Raw genomic sequence first — 15,605 nt, forward strand, 5'->3', positions numbered from 1 at the left:
CCGGTGACCGGCCCGCCGCGGCTGCTCCGTGCGGGCGACGCACGGTCGGGCTGGTGCAAAGGGCCTCCCGGGCAGGCGACCCCGTGCCGCCCGCTGAGTCCGACGCCCGTGGTTCGGGTGTCGGCCTGAGAGCGTTATGCCCTCGAACGAGCGCGACCATGCGGAAGCGGCCACCGGCAGGCCGGTGAACTCCTTGTTACTTCCGGGCAAGGCCGGGTACACGGGAAAATCCCGCCGCACCGGTGCCGACGGGATTCAGGGTGTGTTCTGGTGCGGGCGCGGGCCCCGGTCAGCCGCCGAAGCGGCGGTGCCGGGCGGCGTAGTCGCGCAGGGCGCGCAGGAAGTCGACCTTGCGGAAGGCCGGCCAGAAGACCTCGCAGAAGTAGTACTCCGAGTGGGCGGTCTGCCAGAGCATGAACCCGGAGAGCCGCTGCTCACCGCTGGTACGGATCACCAGGTCGGGGTCGGGCTGGGCGCCGGTGTAGAGGTGGCGGCCGATCATGTCGACGTCGACGGATTCGGCCAGCTCGGCCATGCTGACGCCCTTGTCCTGGGCGTCGGCCAGCATGGAGCGCACGGCGTCGGCGATCTCCTGGCGGCCGCCGTAGCCGATGGCGACGTTGACCACTATGCCGTCGACGTGGGCGGTGCTCTCAGCGGCCTGCTTGAGGGTCCGCTGCATCCCGGCGGGCAGCAGGTCGGGGGTCCCGACGTGGTGCACGCGCCAGCGGCCGTCCTCGGCGAGCGTGCGCACGACCCCGTCGATGATGTCGAGCAGGGGGCCCAGCTCGTCCTGCGGCCGGTCGAAGTTGTCCGTGGAGAGCAGCCAGAGGGTGACGACCTTGACGTCGGTCTCGTCGCACCAGCCGAGGAACTCCTCGATCTTCTCGGCACCGGCCCGGTGGCCGTGGAGCGTGCTGGACCCCGCCGCCTTCGCCCAGCGGCGGTTGCCGTCCATGATGACGCCGATGTGCCCCGGCACCGACGCGTGGTCCAGGTGACCTTCCACCCGGCGTGCGTAGACCCTGACGAGCAGGGAGCGCAGCTTGTCGCGCAGGTTCACGTGAGAGCCCCTCCAGAACGGCCGCGGTTGCGGTCCCCGCGAGCAACGAGCCTACCCGCGCGGCGCATAACCCGAGAAAAACGGGCCGGTCCGTGGGGGGGAGACGGACCGGCCCGAGGGGGGGTTTCCACCATAACCCTTTGTGAGGGCAGAAGCGCGACTCGGCACGCCACAACTACTCAGCGGAGTCACCCGGCGACGTCTCGGTGAGCCCGGAACGCTTGCTTCAGGGGCTCACGATGGCCGATTCACAGCAGATTCCCAGGCGATCCGTCCTCTCGGCGAACGATCATCAGGTTTTTACGCCACTTCAGCGAACCCGGCGGGCCCGCGCAGGGGTCCCTCCGACGGACGACCCCGCCGACGAACGGTGACTTGACCATTCCGCTGAGCTACGACCGCTTTCCGGGCCACGCCGAGCCGGTCTGGATGTCGAGTGCCGTCCGCGCCCGGCCCGCCGGCTCCTCGAAGATCCTCTCCAGGGGAGCATGGACCTGGAGCCGGTGGCCCGGTGTCACCGGGTCTACGGGGCGGGGGCGTCGAGGACCAGCAGTACGTGGCCGTCCTCGTCGACCGCGCCCGTGCGGACGAAGCCGTGCTTCTCCAGGAGGGCGACGGAGGCGGTGTTGCCAGCGAAGGGGTCGGCGTGGAGGGGGCGTACGGGGTCCTCGGTGAGGAAGAGGGCGAGGGCGTGGGTGCCTATGCCACGGCGCCAGTAGGGGCGGCCCAGCCAGTAGCCGACGAAGCGTCTGCCGTCGTCGGTCCAGGAGACGACGTTTCCCGCGACCTCGCCGTCGGCGGTGACCGTGCGCACCAGGCAGTCGGGGTCGGGCAGGACGCGGGTGCGCCAGTGGGTGAGGAAGGCGTCCCGGGGGCGCGGGGTGAACCGGGACCTGTGGACGGCCTCCTGGTCGTGCTCGAAGGCCAGGAAGAGTTCGAGATCGTCCTCGGTCACGCCGCGCAGGCGCACGTCTGCTGTCTCGGCTGTCATGCGTCGGAGTGTGGCAGGGGGCACTGACAGTCGCGTGCGGCGTGTGGAGGGTGGGTACGGTTCCGGCGGAGGTGGGGCGGGATGGCGCGCTGGCGGGACGGGCACGGGACTCTTACGGTGCATCGGCAGGGGGGCGACGTGTGTGTCCCGCTGGAGCGGGCGGTGTCCTACCGGGCGCGGACCCGGGGGCTGCTCGGGCGGGACTCGGTCGAGGGGGCGTTGCTGCTGTCGCCGGCCGCGAGTGTGCACACGTTCGGGATGCGGATGGCCGTCGACGTGGCGTACCTGGACCGTTCGCTCCGGGTGCTGGCCGTACGCACGATGGAGCCGGGGCGCCTGGGACTGCCCCGGCCGCGGTCCCGGCATGTGCTGGAGGCGGGGGCCGGGGTGATGGCCGGGTGGGGGCTGGGGGTGGGGGTGCGGGTGTCGGTGGGCTAGCCGGTCACTGGGCGGTGCGGGGGAAGGAGACCTCCACGCGGCGGTTCTTCTTGCGGCCCGCTTCGGTGGAGTTGTCGGCGATGGGGTACTGCTCGCCGTAGCCGCGTACCTCGAAGGTGACGTCGGGGGCGTTGAGATCCTGGTCCAGTACGGCCTGTACGGCGTTGGCGCGTTGCTTGGAGAGGACGTCGCCGTGGGCGGAGGAGCCGAGGTCGTCGGTGAAGCCGAAGACGCGTACGCGGGTGGCCTTCTGCTTCTCTATCTCCGCCGCGATGCCGGCGATGCGGGCACGGGCGTCGGGGCCGAGCTTGGCGCTGTCCTTGCCGAAGAGGACTTCGGCCTGGAGGGCGAAGGTGACGTCGGCGTTGGTGTCCTCGCGGCGCTCGTCCCCGCTCTGGTCCTCGACGACGGACTTGATGTCCAGCACCTTCGCCCCCGCCAGCGTGGCGCCCTCCGGCAACTTCAGATCCGGGTCGGTGGGGTCCACGTCCACGGGGGCGGCGGCGCTGGGCTCGGTGCCGGGGGGTTCACTGGGGCCGTCCGCGTGGGCGGGGGCGAGCGCGGCGACAGGGGTGAGGAGGGCGACGGCCGCGGCGGTCGCCAGGAGGCGGGCGAGACGGGTGGGGGTCACTTTGGCCTCAGCCGGAGATTTTGATGGTGGCGGTGGGGAAGGTGGGCAACTGGAAGTCGATCTCGGGCGTGTTCACCGGAGGCGCCGGGAACTGCATGAACACCGCCAGCTCGGCACCGGACTTGAGGCCGGAGAAACCCGTGGTCGTCAGTGGGCGCCCGTCCGTGTCGCGCAGCACGTAATACCGCTTCTTGCCCTGTGGGTCGACGAGGGTCGCTCCGCCGAGTGACCTGCCGTTTCTGATGATCTCTGTTTCGTCACCGCTCAGGGCCGACGGAATGACGAGATTCTTCGCGCCGTCGTTCCTCAGGGTGCCGTTCACCGTGACGAAACCACCCGAGTCGCGCTTGGCGGAAGTGATCCGGAGAGTGAGCCCGTCCGACCCCTTCAACTCTGCCAGCGGGTCGTCCGACTGCCCTTCCTGCGTACTCGGATTAGACCCGCCCGGCCCCGTGGCGGAGGCAGAGGCAGGCGGCTTCTTGTCATCTCCCCCGCCGCCGCCGCAGCCCGCCATACCAAGGGCGACGACGACGAGGGAAAGGGCCGCCGCCCCCCTGGCGGTCCGCCGCCCGGTGAAACGCATACTCATGACTGATTCCTTTTCGCGTCGCTCGCCTGTCAGTCGGCGGCCAGGTGGACATCGAAGAGATCCTGCGGTTCGGGCAGCTGAGTGAGGTCGTCCGGCTTCAGATCCCAGTCCCGACCGTTTTCACAGACAAGTCGCGGCAGCACGTCACCGCCCGCACCTTCTCCGGGCTCCGCAAACGTGCAGATGGATTTGATCACGGCCTTGGCAGACGCCTTCGAATGGAAGTTCTCCGAACCTGGCACGACCGAGTCACCGACGGACTTGTGAGTCTCGGCCCTGACCGTGAAGGCGAGCGGCCCCTGCGGACTGCACTGTGCGTCGGCGTCGTTCTGGGCCGCCAGTTCCTCGGCTCGCCAGCAGGAGGGCGGCAGCCTGACATCGCCGTCGAATATGGCCTGCCACTTGGTGGGGTCCAGAAGGTCGTCGACCCATTTCCCGGCCAACTGATCGCGCCTGTCCTGCGCCGCCGCGAGTGCGGCTGCGTCGGCCGCTGTCTGGGCGCCACCGCGGTTCACCGCGGCCTGGCCGACCGCTAGGTAGGCCAACGCGAGAAAGAGCAGGCCCGCCACCACGGTGATGTAGATGGGAAAGGCCTGCCCTGTGTCCTGACGGGAACCTGATCCGGTCAGCCGCCGGTCACCTCGGAGATCTTCTGAGTGATCGCGTCGAAGATCGACTGACCGATACTCGTACCCGTGATCGCCAGGACGATCGCCACGACCACCGCGATGATGCCGAGGTATTCCACCGCCGTCTGCCCCATGTCGCCGCGGGCGGCGCGGGCCCGCAGGCTCGCCACGGCGGTGTTGAACCATGAGCTCATGGTGTTCCCCTCCGGATTCGTCTCCGATCCGCGCACCGTACGGCACTGAGCGGCGGCGGGCCCAGGGTCCGGGGGCCCAGAGTCGGGCCCAGTCGATCGCGGGCATCTCACCCCACCCCCAACCACTTGGCGGTCGCCTGGGTTCGGTTGGTGGTGTGGAGTTTGGCGAAGATGTGGTTGATGTGGTTCTTGACGGTCTTCTCGCTGATGAAGCAGGCGGCGGCGATCTGGTGGTTCGTCAGGCCGGATGCGACGAGGTCCATGATCTCCGCCTCTCTGGTGCTCAGTCGAAAACGCGACCGGAATGACTGTCCCACAGGGGATTGCAGTTGCGAAAGGGGGTTTGCGGATATCTGCCATGAGGGGGTGGGAAGTTCAGGTTCCTTGTGTGCAGTCGCACTCGGTGGCCGCACAGGGGGGAGCAGGGCTCGGGCCGCCCCCGGTGTCACATGCGGACGCCCCTCGCACACGTCCCGCACCGCCCGCACCAACTGCTCCGTGCCGAACTCCCCGTGCACCAGATATCCCCCCGCCCCCAGCCGCAGAGCCTCCCGCACGGTCTCCGTCTCGTGGCTGTAGGTCAGCATCATGACGGGCGCCAGCCGGACCAGGTGGGGCAATGCCGAGATTCCGTCGACTCCGGGCATCCGGACGTCGAGGAGGACGACGTCGGGCCGGTGGAGCAGCGTGGCCTCGTACGCCTCGCGGCCGTCGGCCGCCTCGGCGACGACCGTGGTGTCCTCGCGGCCGGTGAGGAGGGCGGTGAGGCCGGCGCGGACCACGGGGTTGTCGTCGGCGACCACGAGGCGCAGGGGGGTGGCCGGGGGTGCCTGGGGGAACCGCATCGGGGTCTCCTCTCGGGAAGGGGGCTCAGGCGGGCAGGGGGAGTTCGACGCCGATCTCGGTGCCGGAGGTGTGGTCGCCGCGGTCCATCCGGATACGGGCCCCCGCCGACGCGGCACGCTCCGCCATGCCCAGCAGCCCGAAGTGGCCCGCGGCGCGCAGGGTCTGGAGGGTGATGCCCGCGGGGAGGCCCTTGCCGTCGTCGTGGACCGAGAGGTGGAGGTGGCCGGCCTCGACGCCCGCGGTCACGGCCACCCGGGTGGCGTGCGCGTGGCGGTGGGCGTTGTCGAGGGCCTCGGCGGTGATGGCGAGCAGGGCGCGGGTGGTGGCAGGGGGGAGGGGTGGGAGCGGGGCGGTGCCGGTGCGGAGGCAGGTGACGGGGAGGCCCGTACGGGTGGTGAAGTCGGCCGCCTGGAGGTTGAGGCGCGGCCAGAGCGGGCCGTGCGGCGCCTCCTCGCGGAGGTCGGTGAGGAGTTCGCGGGACTCCGCCGCCGCCCGGCGGGCCGAACGGGCGACCAGTTCCGCCTCCTGGCGCAGCCGGGCCGGGTCGGGGGTGGCGGTCGAGGCGGTGGCGGCGAGGGCGTCGGAGGCGAGCGCGACGCCGTGCAGGGTCTTGGCGAGGGAGTCGTGCATCTCGCGGGCGAGGCGGGCCCGTTCGGTCTGTACGGCCTCGGCGGCGGCCAGCCGGGCCCGTACGGCGCTCAGGGCGTGGGTGGCGGTGCCGAGCCGGAGCATCAGGTTGCGCAGGGTGGAGCCCATCGCGCCGGTGACGACGCAGAGGCCGGGCAGCAGCAGGGTCTCGGCCAGGCCGGTGTGGCGTCCGGCGTCCAGGGTCGCGTGGACGAGGAGCAGGATCAGCGACTGGAGCGAGGCGAAGCAGGCGGCGCCGCGCCAGCCGTAGAGGAGCCCGGCCAGCAGCGGGGTGCAGACGCTGACGTAGGCGAGGGTGGTGCCGGGGCCGGCGGAGACGAGGAGGAGCGAGCCGAAGAGGGTGTCGGCGGCGAGGAGACTCGGGTGGCGCAGCAGGAGCGGTCCGAAGCGGGCCCAGTCGCGGAAGAGCACGTACGACACCATGAACGTGACGACGACGGCGGCGCCGACCAGCCGGGCACCGAGTCCGGGTGCCGCGTTGAGCAGGGCCGCCGGAGCCGCCAGTACGATCATCGCCAGCCGGAACCCGAAGACCTGCCGCCCCACGGCTTGCAGGGCGCGGACCTGGAGTCCTTCGGAGGGTACGGCCGGTTCGGTGCCGTGCTTCGCACCAGGCGGCATCACCCGCTCCCCCGGCCTCAGCGACATGCCTTCACCTCCCCCCGGACTCTTTCCCCTCCTTACTCCCCCGCCAACGACCCGAAGTCCACCCCGGAGCCCAGCAGAAGGCCCGCGCCCAGCAGGAGCATCGTGGCCGGGACCATGAAGGTGGTGATCATCAGCGTGGCCTTGGGCACCGCGCGGGCGGCCTTGCGGCGGGCGTTCTGGGCGTCGGTGCGGCGCATGTCCTTGGCCAGTGAGACGAGGGTGTCGACGATGGGGGCGCCGAGTTCCTCGCCCTGCTGGAGGGCGGTGACGAACATGGCGACCTGTTCGGAGTCGTTGCGGCGGCGGAGTTCGGTGAACGCCTGCCGGCGGGTCATGCCGAGGTCCATCTGCCGGAGGGTGATGCGGAGTTCGTCGGCCCAGGGACCCTCGTAGCGGGTGGAGACGCGGTCGAGGGCCTGGCGGAAGCCGAGGCCGGCGCTGACGACGACGGCGAGGACGTCGAGGAAGTCCGGCAGGGTGCGCTCGATGACGTCCCGGCGGACCCGGATCGCGGACCAGATGCCGACCTCGGTCCAGAAGGCGCCGAAGGCGAGCAGGAGGAGGGCGACGAACCACTGGCCGCGCAGCAGGAAGACCAGGAAGCCGAGGGTGCCGAGCGCGCCGTAGACCGCGCGGCGGGCGGCGTAGCGGTCGATGGTGAGGCCGCCGGGGTTGCCCGCGAGGTCGATGCGGCGGCGGTAGCGGGCGACCAGGCCGGGGCCCATCAGGCGCAGCACGAGGGGCGCGTACCGCATGCCCATGCGGTCGATGACGGAGCCGACCGCGCCGGTGCGGGTGGCGCCGGTCTCCAGGGCGACGGCGAGGTCGCCGGGCAGCCTGGTCTCGGCGCGGTACATGCGGACGCCCGCGAAGGCGCCCCAGACGCCGAGGGCCGCCAGCAGGGCGAGCAGGAGTGTCATCCGGTCCGTCATCCCCTCACACGTCGATCCGGCTCATGCGGCGGATGAGGACGAACCCGACCGCGTACAGGGCGAAGGCGACGATCACGCAGCCCTGGCCGACCGGGGAGCCGGTCAGGCGTTCCAGGGCGCCGTCCTTGACGCCGTTCATCAGGAAGAGCGCGCCGATGCCGAGGGCGGGCACGGCGTACGAGGTCATGGTGACCTGGGAGAGCTGGGTGCGGATCTCGCGCCGGGTCTCCTTGCGCTCCTCCAGCGTCTCGGTGAGGTTGCGCAGCGCGGAGACGACCTGGCCGCCCGCCCGGTTGGAGAGCACCAGAGTCGTCACCAGGACGACGAGTTCGCGCGAGGGCAGCCGGGCGGCGAGTTCGCCGAGGGCGTCCTCCATGGAGTGGCCGATCGCCAACTGGTCGGCCACCCGCGAGAGTTCCTCACCCGCGGGCGCCTCCAGCTCCTCGGCGGCCATGCCTATGGCAGTGCGCAGGGCGAGGCCGGCCTGCGTGGCGTTGGCCAGGATGCGGGCCAGTTCCGGGAGTTGGCTGATGAAGCGCTCGATGCGTTTCTGGCGCTGCCAGTTGAGGAACTGCACCGCCGCCCAGATGCCGAGGAGCCCGGCGATGGGGCCGAAGAAGGGCGCCAGGGTGGCCTGGCCGACGAGCCAGAGCGCGGCGACCGCGGTGAGCATTCCGGCGAAGAACTCGCCGGGGGTGAGGTCGAGTCCGGTGGCGGCGAGCCGGAGTTCCAGCGCGCGGCCCGGCGCGGTGCGGCGCAGCCGGCGGTCGAGCCCCCGGAAGCGGCGCCTGCGGCCGCCCGCCGAGACCTGGCCGGCGTGCGCGAGCCGGTCCTCCAGGGCGGCACGCCGGGCCCGGCCCGAGGCGTAGGTCTGGAGACCCGCGACGACGAGGACGCAGGTCAGCAGGGTGACGCCGGTGGTGAGCCGGACGAGGGTGGACAGATCCATGGGCCTACCTGGCTTCTCGGGTGGCTAGCTGGTCCGCGGTGTGGGCGACGCCGAACGCCTGGGGTACGGGCTGGCCGGCCATGTAGAGCCGGTCGGCGGTGCGGCGGGGCAGCGGGAAGTACTGGAAGGCGCCGTGGACCTGGCCGTCGGCGGTCATGGGGCGGGCGTCGAAGCGGGCGGCGGTGGCCAGCCGGTACGGCTCTCCGCCGTGGCTGTCCAGCAGGGCGACCTCGGTGATCCGGCGGGCACCGTCCGCGAACCGGGTGAGCTGGACCAGTACGTCGACCGCGCTGTTGATCTGGTCGTGCAGCGCGGCGAACGGCACCTCCACGTCGGACATGGAGGCGAGGGTCTGCAGCCGGGTGAGGGCGTCCTCGGCGCTGTTGGCGTGCACGGTGGCGAGCGAGCCGTCGTGGCCGGTGGACATGGCCTGGAGCATGTCCAGGGACTCCCCGCCGCGCACCTCGCCGACCACGATGCGGTCGGGCCGCATACGCAGGGAGTTGCGCACCAGGTCGCGGATGGTGACCTGGCCGCCGCCCTCGACGTTGGGCGGGCGGGACTCCAGCCGGACGACGTGGGTCTGCTGGAGCTGGAGTTCGGCGGAGTCCTCGATGGTGATGATGCGCTCGTGCGGCGGGATCAGTCCGGACAGGGCGTTGAGCAGGGTGGTCTTGCCGGTGCCGGTGGCGCCGGAGACGATCACGTTGAACTTGGCCTGCACCAGCCCGGCGAGCAGCAGCAGCATGTGGTCGTCGAGGGAGCCGAAGCCGATCAGCTCCTTGAGGGTGTAGGAGCGCGGGAAGCGGCGGATGGTGAGGACGGGCCCGCTGAGGGAGAGCGGCGGGATGATGACGTTGACGCGCTCACCGGAGGGCAGCCGGGCGTCGACCATCGGATTGGACTCGTCCACGCGGCGGTTGACGGTGGAGACGATGCGTTCGATGGTCTGCATGAGCTGGTCGGCGGAGGCGAAGCGCAGCGACAGCCGTTCGACCCGGCCGCCGCGCTCCACGAAGATCGAGTCGGGGCCGTTGACCATGATCTCGGTGACGGAGGCGTCTTCCAGGAGGGGTTCGAGGATGCCGAGGCCGAGCGCCTCGTCCACCACGCGGCGGATGAGCCCGGCGCGTTCGGCGGTGGAGAGCACCGGGCCCTCGCGGCTGATGATGTGGCCGAGGACGCGTTCGAGCCGGGCCCGGCGCTCGGCGGCGGCCAGCGAACTCATCTCCGCGAGGTCGATCTCCTGGAGCAGCTTGGCCCGGTAGGAGGCGACCAGGTGACCGTCCTCGCCCCGGCTGCCCTGCTCCTCGGGGGAGTTGATGCGTGCCCGCAGGCTCATGAGACGGCCCTCCTCAGTGGTCGAGCGGCATGGTGGCGGACTTGACGGCGTTCCCCAGCGGCCAGCCGGGCACGACCTGGGGGATCTTGACGGTCGCGGTCACGGTGACCGAGTCGTCACCCCCGCCGCCGTCCGCGCAGGACACACTGAGGCCGCCGCTGACCGCCGCCGCGCACGCCCCCGGCACGTCCTGGCGCAGCGAGGCGGCGCGCGCCCCGGCCCGCGCGGCGGTGCCTGCCTGCTCGGCGGCGTAGGCGACGGCGCCGATCTGGATGCCGGCGAGCCCGACGATCAGCAGCACGGGGACGAACCCGAGGTACTCGATGGCGACCTGGCCCCGGTCGCGGGGGCGGGTACGGGTCATCTCGGTCATCTCAGTCCTTCACCTCCTCCACGGCACCGGCGTGGCCGGACACCGTGACCGGGAAGTCGATGAAGCCGGGGAAGAGCACGGGGACCTTCAGCTTCACGTCGGCGGTGACGAAGCCGGTGCCCCCGCAGCTCACCGAAGCGCCGTCCCGCCACGCTCCGGACAGGTGCCGCAGCGCGGCGTCCGAACAGGCCCCCTGCCGGGCGGCGCCCCTCGGTGCGGCGGTGGCCGCCCGTACGCCCTCGTCGGCGGCGTTCCCGGCGAGGGTGAAGGCGTAGCCGGCCAGCACGCACTGCCACATCAGGACCAGGGTCAGCACGATCGTCGGGGTCATCCCGAGCAACTCGATCGCCACCTGCCCCCGGTCCGCCCGTAGTCTGCCGCGGCGCCTCATGCCTACTCCTTCCGCCGCCGGAAGCCCACGGCTCCCCGGTCGCCGCCGCGCTGCCGGCCGCCCCGGTGGGCGGGGCCGTCGGGCGCCCTGGCCAGGCCCAGTTCCCCGGCCAGCGCCCAAAGGGCCTGGCGTACGGTGCCGCGGGCGTCGAGTTCGTGCACGCGTCCGGCGTCCACCACGCCCTGGAGTTCCTTGTAGGCGGCGGGCACGGTGGTGCGGGCCAGGGCGGTGCCGGTGATGCGCTGGATCAGGGCGGGCTGGATCTCGGTGACGCGGGTGTACCGGTTGACCACGACGGTGGTCTCCTCGGCCTTGCGGATCTGGAGCCGGTCCCACATCCGCACGGTGCGCTTGGCGGCGCGTACGGAGACCACGTCGGGCGTGGTGACCAGCAGCGCGGTGTCGGCGCCCTCCACGGCGGCGGCGGTGGCCCCGGTGAGCTGGGCGCCGCAGTCCAGGACGACGACCTCGTAGCGGGACCGCAGGGCGTTGATGATCTGGCGGACGGCGCGGTCGGTGACCTCCTCGCCGCGCTCGCCCTCGCCCGGCGCGAGCAGCAGGGCGAGGCCGGTGTCGTGGCGGTAGACGGCGTCGGCGAGGACGCGCGGGGAGATGTCCGCGATGGCGGCGAGGTCGGCGACCGAGCGGCGGAACTGGATGTCCAGGAAGGACGCCACGTCACCGGTCTGGAGGTCGAGGTCGGCCAGCGCGGTGGACTTGCCCGAAGCCTGGGCGGCGAGGGCGAGTTGGAGCGCGACCGTGGTGGCGCCGGTGCCGCCCTTGGCCCCGCTGACGGTGACCACGGTGCCGCCGGGGCCGCTGAGCACGTCGGCCCCGCCGTGCCCGAGATGGCGGCGCACCCCGCTGGACCACTGGGCCGCGGCCTGCACCCGGTGCGCGAGATCCTCGTAATTCAGCGGCAGCCCGACCAGGCCGCGGGCGCCGGAGTCCATGGCGGCGGCGAACAGCGCGGGGCCCGCGTCGGTGGTGACGAGGATGACGCCGACGGCGGGGAAGCGCAGCGCTATCTCCCGGATCAGCTCCAGCGCCGGTACGGGCCCGATGCGTTCATGGACGACGACGACCTCGGGCAGTTCGTCGACCGACTCGGCGGCGAGCCGGGCCAGGGTGTCGACCAGCTGGGTGGAGTCGGTGACCGGGGGGACCGGCTCGGCGTCCGGGAGCTGGCTGAGCAGGGTGGTGAGGGAGCGTACGGCGTCCGGGTCGGCGCCGGCCGGCAGAATCCTGGTGGGCATGCGGGCCGCCTCTCACTTGTCCGTCGCGAGTTCGTAGGTGCGGTCTCGCTCCGGTATGTCCGTCCCGCCGCCGGGGGCGACGAGGGCGAGCCGGACCCGCTGGGCGAAGGACTCGGCGTAGGTGACGCGCTGGGCGTCCAGGGCGGACAGCGCGAAGGTGATGGGGACGGCCTCGGTGGGCTGCCGCGTCTGGTCGCGGTCCCGGTCGGGGTCGAGCGCGGTGATCTTCCCGACGTCGAGGACCCGGGCGTCCGTGACGATGATCTTCGACTGGTCGGGGTCGCTCTCCTTCCTGCCCTCGAAGGTGGCGTAGACGTTGACCTTGGCGCCGGGCGTGATCTTGCCCGCGACGCCCGTGGCCGCGTCGATCATGATGGCCACCTCCTGCTGTCCCGGCCGCAGTTCGGGCTGGTCGACGACCATGTCGGTCTGGAGCAGGGAGCCCGCGCGCAGGGTGGTGACGGCGATCTTGCCGCGCAGTTGGGCGAGGTCGGTGACGGCGTTGGCCGACAGCCACCGTTTCGGCATCCGGATCTTCTCGAACTGGTCCGCGCCCAGCGCGGTGTACGGCTGGACCGCGGACCTGACCCGGTACGCGGTGACCTCGGGGCCGACCTTGGAGCGCACGTCACCGATGACGGAGAGCACGCCCGCGAACGCGCCGAGGGCGCACAGGACGGAGAGGATCAGGAGTATCACGCCGCGGCGCTGACGGGAGTTCATGAACCGTGCAACCTCATTGGGGGAATCGGCCGTGCGGGACGGGTGCGGGGTCCGGGGTCGGTTCAGGCGGGGGCGCGCCCCTGAAGGGAGTGCGGCGGATGCTCGGGCGGGGAGGCGGAGCAGAAGACACAGCGGTCGCCGATGACGTCCAGACCGCACCAGTGGCAGCTGGACCGGCGTACGGAGGTGACGAGTTGGTACAGCACCGAGAGGTCGGCGAGGTGGCCGCAGAACTCGATCATCCGGCCGGTGCCCCACCAGGCGGGGGACTCGGCGGGCAGCGGGGTCTCGCGCAGCCCCTGCGCACCCCACTCCTTGGCGAAGCCGGTGATCCAGTCGGACTGCAGCTGCCCCTTGGCGAGCAGCATCCAGGTGCTGAACTCGGGACCCTTGAGGGTGGCGCCGGGCACCGCCTTGACGAGCTGGGGCTCGGGATGCGCGACGACGGCGAACTGGGCGCCGGGGACCCAGGACTTGGCGTGCGCCTTGAGTCCGACGGGGACGTGGTCGAGGCGGGCGACCGAGCCGAGTACGGCACCGGCGTGGATGTAGTGGGTGAGCAGCCGCCCGGCGCAGGCGAGCACCCCGGGGCTGAGGTCGCAGGTGGCGAGCTGGCGTAACTGCCGGGCGAGGACGGCCACGCCGAGCGGCGGCAGCTCCGGCCGGAACACGGCGATCCGGTCGCTCTCCAGCAGGGAGCGCAGGGTGTGCAGCCGGCGCACCACGGGCTCGGGGGTGGCCCGCGAGCACAGGACGACGAGATACCCCAACTGGTCGAGGAGGGCCTGGACCTCGGCGAGGGTCTGGTCCAGCGGGCGCCGGTCGAGGTCGCGCAGCACGACGGCGGGCATGGTCCGCTCGTCCTGCGCCGGCAGCGCCAGGTCGGCACTGGTCACGGCGATGGCAGTTGGCACGCGCAGCTCCCCGCTCTTCACACCCTCCGGCCCGTCGGCGCGGTTCCCCTCGGGCCATGACGACTTCGTTGCGTGACTACGTGAGCACTGTATCCACGCCTGGATCACGGGAGAACAGCGTTTGTGTAGCTCGTGGGGAACTCTCCGGTCACAACTTGCTTCAAACCGGGACAGGTTGCGCGGGCGGGCCGGGAGCGGTCCGTGCGCCGCCTCTTGACAGCGTAATTGGTCTGGACCAACGTGGACTCACACTCCCCACGAAATCCCCCACTGGAGGCCCCAGTTGGACCTCGTATCTGTCATGCCCGCGCCCAGCCGGCGCGGCCGGGCCCGTGCCTGGTCGGTGACCGCCGCTCTCGCCCTCGCCGTGGCGGGGCTGGCCACCGCTCCCGCCGCCGCGGCGGACGTCAACAACGCCAGGAACGCCGGCTTCGAGTCGGGCCTGTCCGACTGGACCTGCTCGGCGGGCAGCGGGACGACCGTCTCGTCCCCGGTGCACGGCGGCTCCGCCGCGCTGAAGGCCGTACCGGCCGGGCAGGACAACGCCCGGTGCACCCAGTCGGTGGCGGTCAAGCCCAACTCCACGTACACCCTGAGCGCCTGGGTGCAGGGCGGGTACGCCTACCTCGGGGCGACCGGCACCGGCACCACGGACGTGTCGACCTGGACCCCGGACAGCGCGTCGTGGAAGCAGCTCTCGACCACGTTCACCACGGGCGCCGGCACGACCTCGGTCACCGTGTACACCCACGGCTGGTACGGGCAGGCGGCGTACTTCGCCGACGACGTGCAGGTGCAGGGCCCGGACGGCGGCGGGGGCGGTGACCCGGCGCCGACGAGGCCCGGCACACCGGGCGGTCTCGCGGTGTCCGGCACCACCTCGTCCTCGGTCTCGCTGGCCTGGAACACGGTGTCGGGCGCGACCGGCTACACCGTGTACCGCAACGGCACCAAGGTCACCGGGGTGAGCGGCACCTCGGCCACGATCGGCGGGCTGGCGGCGTCGACCTCGTACTCCTTCCAGGTCACCGCCACCAACTCGGCCGGCGAGTCGGCGAAGTCGGCGGCCGTGAACGCCACCACCGCCTCCGGAGGCGGCACCGGACCGAGGGGTGACCTGCCCAGGCACGCGGTGACCGGGTACTGGCAGAACTTCAACAACGGCGCGGCCGTGCAGAGGATCTCCGACGTGCCCGCCGCCTACGACATCATCGCGGTGGCCTTCGCGGACGCCACCTCCACCCCGGGCGCGGTGAGCTTCTCCCTGGACTCGGCCGGGCTGAACGGCTACACGGCCGACCAGTTCAAGGCCGACATCAGGGCCAAGCAGGCCGCGGGCAAGAAGGTGATCATCTCCATCGGCGGCGAGCGCGGCACGGTCGCGGTCAGCGACACCGCCTCGGCGAACAACTTCGCGAACTCGGTGTACTCGCTGATGCAGACGTACGGGTTCGACGGGGTCGACATCGACCTGGAGAACGGCCTCAACCCGGCCTACATGACGCAGGCGCTGCGCTCGCTGTCGTCGAAGGCCGGCTCGTCGCTGATCCTCACGATGGCACCGCAGACGATCGACATGCAGTCGACGTCCGGTTCCTACTTCCAGACGGCCCTGAACGTCAAGGACATCCTCACGGTCGTCAACATGCAGTACTACAACAGCGGTTCGATGCTGGGCTGCGACGGCAAGGTGTACAGCCAGGGCTCGGTGGACTTCCTGACCGCGCTGGCCTGCATCCAGCTGGAGGGCGGGCTCGCGCCCTCGCAGGTGGGCATCGGTGTGCCGGCATCCACACGGGGCGCCAGCAGCGGCTACGTCGCGCCGAGCGTGGTGAACGACGCGCTGGACTGCCTGGCCAGGGGCACCGGCTGCGGCTCCTTCAGGCCGGCCCGGACCTACCCGGACCTCAGGGGCGCGATGACCTGGTCGACCAACTGGGACGCGACGGCGGGCAACGCCTGGTCCGGCGCGGTCGGCCCGCACGTGCACGGCCTCCCGTAGCGGTACCGGAGAACGGGCGGTGCCCCGGCTTCCCTCAGGGGGAGGC

The 15,605-nt window shown here is 71.7% G+C and carries 18 protein-coding genes; 2 read left to right on the forward strand and 16 right to left on the reverse strand.

The genetic code is table 11. The features are described from left to right. Positions 1-289: 289 nt before the first annotated feature. Both ACFWN1_RS24120 and ACFWN1_RS24125 read right to left on the reverse strand, forming a co-directional pair. On the reverse strand, positions 290-1,063 hold the full coding sequence (locus ACFWN1_RS24120) for an isoprenyl transferase (protein ID WP_384365569.1): 774 nt from the start codon (positions 1,061-1,063) through the stop codon (positions 290-292). 523 nt (positions 1,064-1,586) lie between these two features. Continuing rightward, the gene (locus tag ACFWN1_RS24125; protein WP_384365572.1) at positions 1,587-2,054 is read right to left on the reverse strand and encodes a GNAT family N-acetyltransferase; all 468 of its coding nucleotides are present in this window, start codon (positions 2,052-2,054) and stop codon (positions 1,587-1,589) included. Between the two features lie 81 nt (positions 2,055-2,135). Between ACFWN1_RS24125 and ACFWN1_RS24130 the strand changes: the two genes are divergently transcribed. After that, complete coding sequence (locus ACFWN1_RS24130) at positions 2,136-2,492, forward strand: DUF192 domain-containing protein (RefSeq protein ID WP_384365575.1); 357 nt, start codon at positions 2,136-2,138, stop codon at positions 2,490-2,492. Between the two features lie 4 nt (positions 2,493-2,496). Here the strand turns inward: ACFWN1_RS24130 and ACFWN1_RS24135 are convergent, their stop codons facing one another. From ACFWN1_RS24135 to ACFWN1_RS24200, 14 genes are all read right to left on the reverse strand, one after another. Then, positions 2,497-3,123, reverse strand: coding sequence for an OmpA family protein (locus ACFWN1_RS24135; protein ID WP_384365578.1), 627 nt, complete (start codon positions 3,121-3,123; stop codon positions 2,497-2,499). Positions 3,124-3,130: 7 nt separating this feature from the next. Further along, on the reverse strand, positions 3,131-3,712 hold the full coding sequence (locus ACFWN1_RS24140) for a hypothetical protein (protein WP_384365581.1): 582 nt from the start codon (positions 3,710-3,712) through the stop codon (positions 3,131-3,133). A 29-nt stretch (positions 3,713-3,741) separates the two neighbouring features. Further along, positions 3,742-4,341 carry a pilus assembly protein TadG-related protein gene (locus ACFWN1_RS24145; protein ID WP_384365620.1) on the reverse strand — a complete coding sequence of 200 codons (600 nt, stop codon included), beginning with the start codon at positions 4,339-4,341 and terminating at the stop codon, positions 3,742-3,744. Continuing rightward, positions 4,338-4,535 (reverse strand): hypothetical protein, encoded by a 198-nt coding sequence (locus ACFWN1_RS24150; RefSeq protein ID WP_384365584.1) that lies wholly within the window; start codon positions 4,533-4,535, stop codon positions 4,338-4,340. Before ACFWN1_RS24150 ends, ACFWN1_RS24145 begins: the two co-directional genes overlap by 4 nt. A gap of 107 nt (positions 4,536-4,642) precedes the next feature. Further along, positions 4,643-5,380, reverse strand: coding sequence for a response regulator (locus ACFWN1_RS24155; protein WP_384365587.1), 738 nt, complete (start codon positions 5,378-5,380; stop codon positions 4,643-4,645). 25 nt (positions 5,381-5,405) lie between these two features. Next, positions 5,406-6,677 carry a sensor histidine kinase gene (locus ACFWN1_RS24160; protein WP_384365590.1) on the reverse strand — a complete coding sequence of 424 codons (1,272 nt, stop codon included), beginning with the start codon at positions 6,675-6,677 and terminating at the stop codon, positions 5,406-5,408. 32 nt (positions 6,678-6,709) lie between these two features. Continuing rightward, on the reverse strand, positions 6,710-7,597 hold the full coding sequence (locus tag ACFWN1_RS24165) for a DUF5936 domain-containing protein (RefSeq protein ID WP_384365593.1): 888 nt from the start codon (positions 7,595-7,597) through the stop codon (positions 6,710-6,712). Between the two features lie 16 nt (positions 7,598-7,613). Then, entirely contained in the window at positions 7,614-8,558 is a 945-nt protein-coding gene (locus ACFWN1_RS24170; protein WP_384365596.1) for a type II secretion system F family protein, read from the reverse strand. A gap of 4 nt (positions 8,559-8,562) precedes the next feature. Next, positions 8,563-9,900 (reverse strand): CpaF family protein, encoded by a 1,338-nt coding sequence (locus ACFWN1_RS24175; RefSeq protein WP_384365599.1) that lies wholly within the window; start codon positions 9,898-9,900, stop codon positions 8,563-8,565. Between the two features lie 13 nt (positions 9,901-9,913). Further along, the gene (locus tag ACFWN1_RS24180; RefSeq protein WP_384365602.1) at positions 9,914-10,273 is read right to left on the reverse strand and encodes a TadE/TadG family type IV pilus assembly protein; all 360 of its coding nucleotides are present in this window, start codon (positions 10,271-10,273) and stop codon (positions 9,914-9,916) included. A 1-nt stretch (position 10,274) separates the two neighbouring features. After that, a complete protein-coding gene (locus ACFWN1_RS24185) occupies positions 10,275-10,664 on the reverse strand; it encodes a pilus assembly protein (protein ID WP_384365605.1) in 390 nt (129 codons plus the stop codon). Between the two features lie 2 nt (positions 10,665-10,666). Then, on the reverse strand, positions 10,667-11,920 hold the full coding sequence (locus tag ACFWN1_RS24190) for a CpaE family protein (RefSeq protein WP_384365608.1): 1,254 nt from the start codon (positions 11,918-11,920) through the stop codon (positions 10,667-10,669). Positions 11,921-11,932: 12 nt separating this feature from the next. Next, positions 11,933-12,643 carry a Flp pilus assembly protein CpaB gene (cpaB, locus tag ACFWN1_RS24195; RefSeq protein ID WP_384365611.1) on the reverse strand — a complete coding sequence of 237 codons (711 nt, stop codon included), beginning with the start codon at positions 12,641-12,643 and terminating at the stop codon, positions 11,933-11,935. 62 nt (positions 12,644-12,705) lie between these two features. After that, positions 12,706-13,557, reverse strand: a complete 852-nt coding sequence (locus ACFWN1_RS24200) for a hypothetical protein (RefSeq protein ID WP_384365614.1) — start codon at positions 13,555-13,557, stop codon at positions 12,706-12,708. Positions 13,558-13,858: 301 nt separating this feature from the next. Here ACFWN1_RS24200 and ACFWN1_RS24205 point away from each other — a divergent pair, with 301 nt between their 5' ends. Next, positions 13,859-15,559, forward strand: coding sequence for a chitinase (locus ACFWN1_RS24205; protein WP_384365617.1), 1,701 nt, complete (start codon positions 13,859-13,861; stop codon positions 15,557-15,559). Positions 15,560-15,605 lie beyond the last annotated feature (46 nt).

Source organism: Streptomyces sp. NPDC058459, from assembly GCF_042721685.1.
GTDB lineage: Bacteria > Actinomycetota > Actinomycetes > Streptomycetales > Streptomycetaceae > Streptomyces.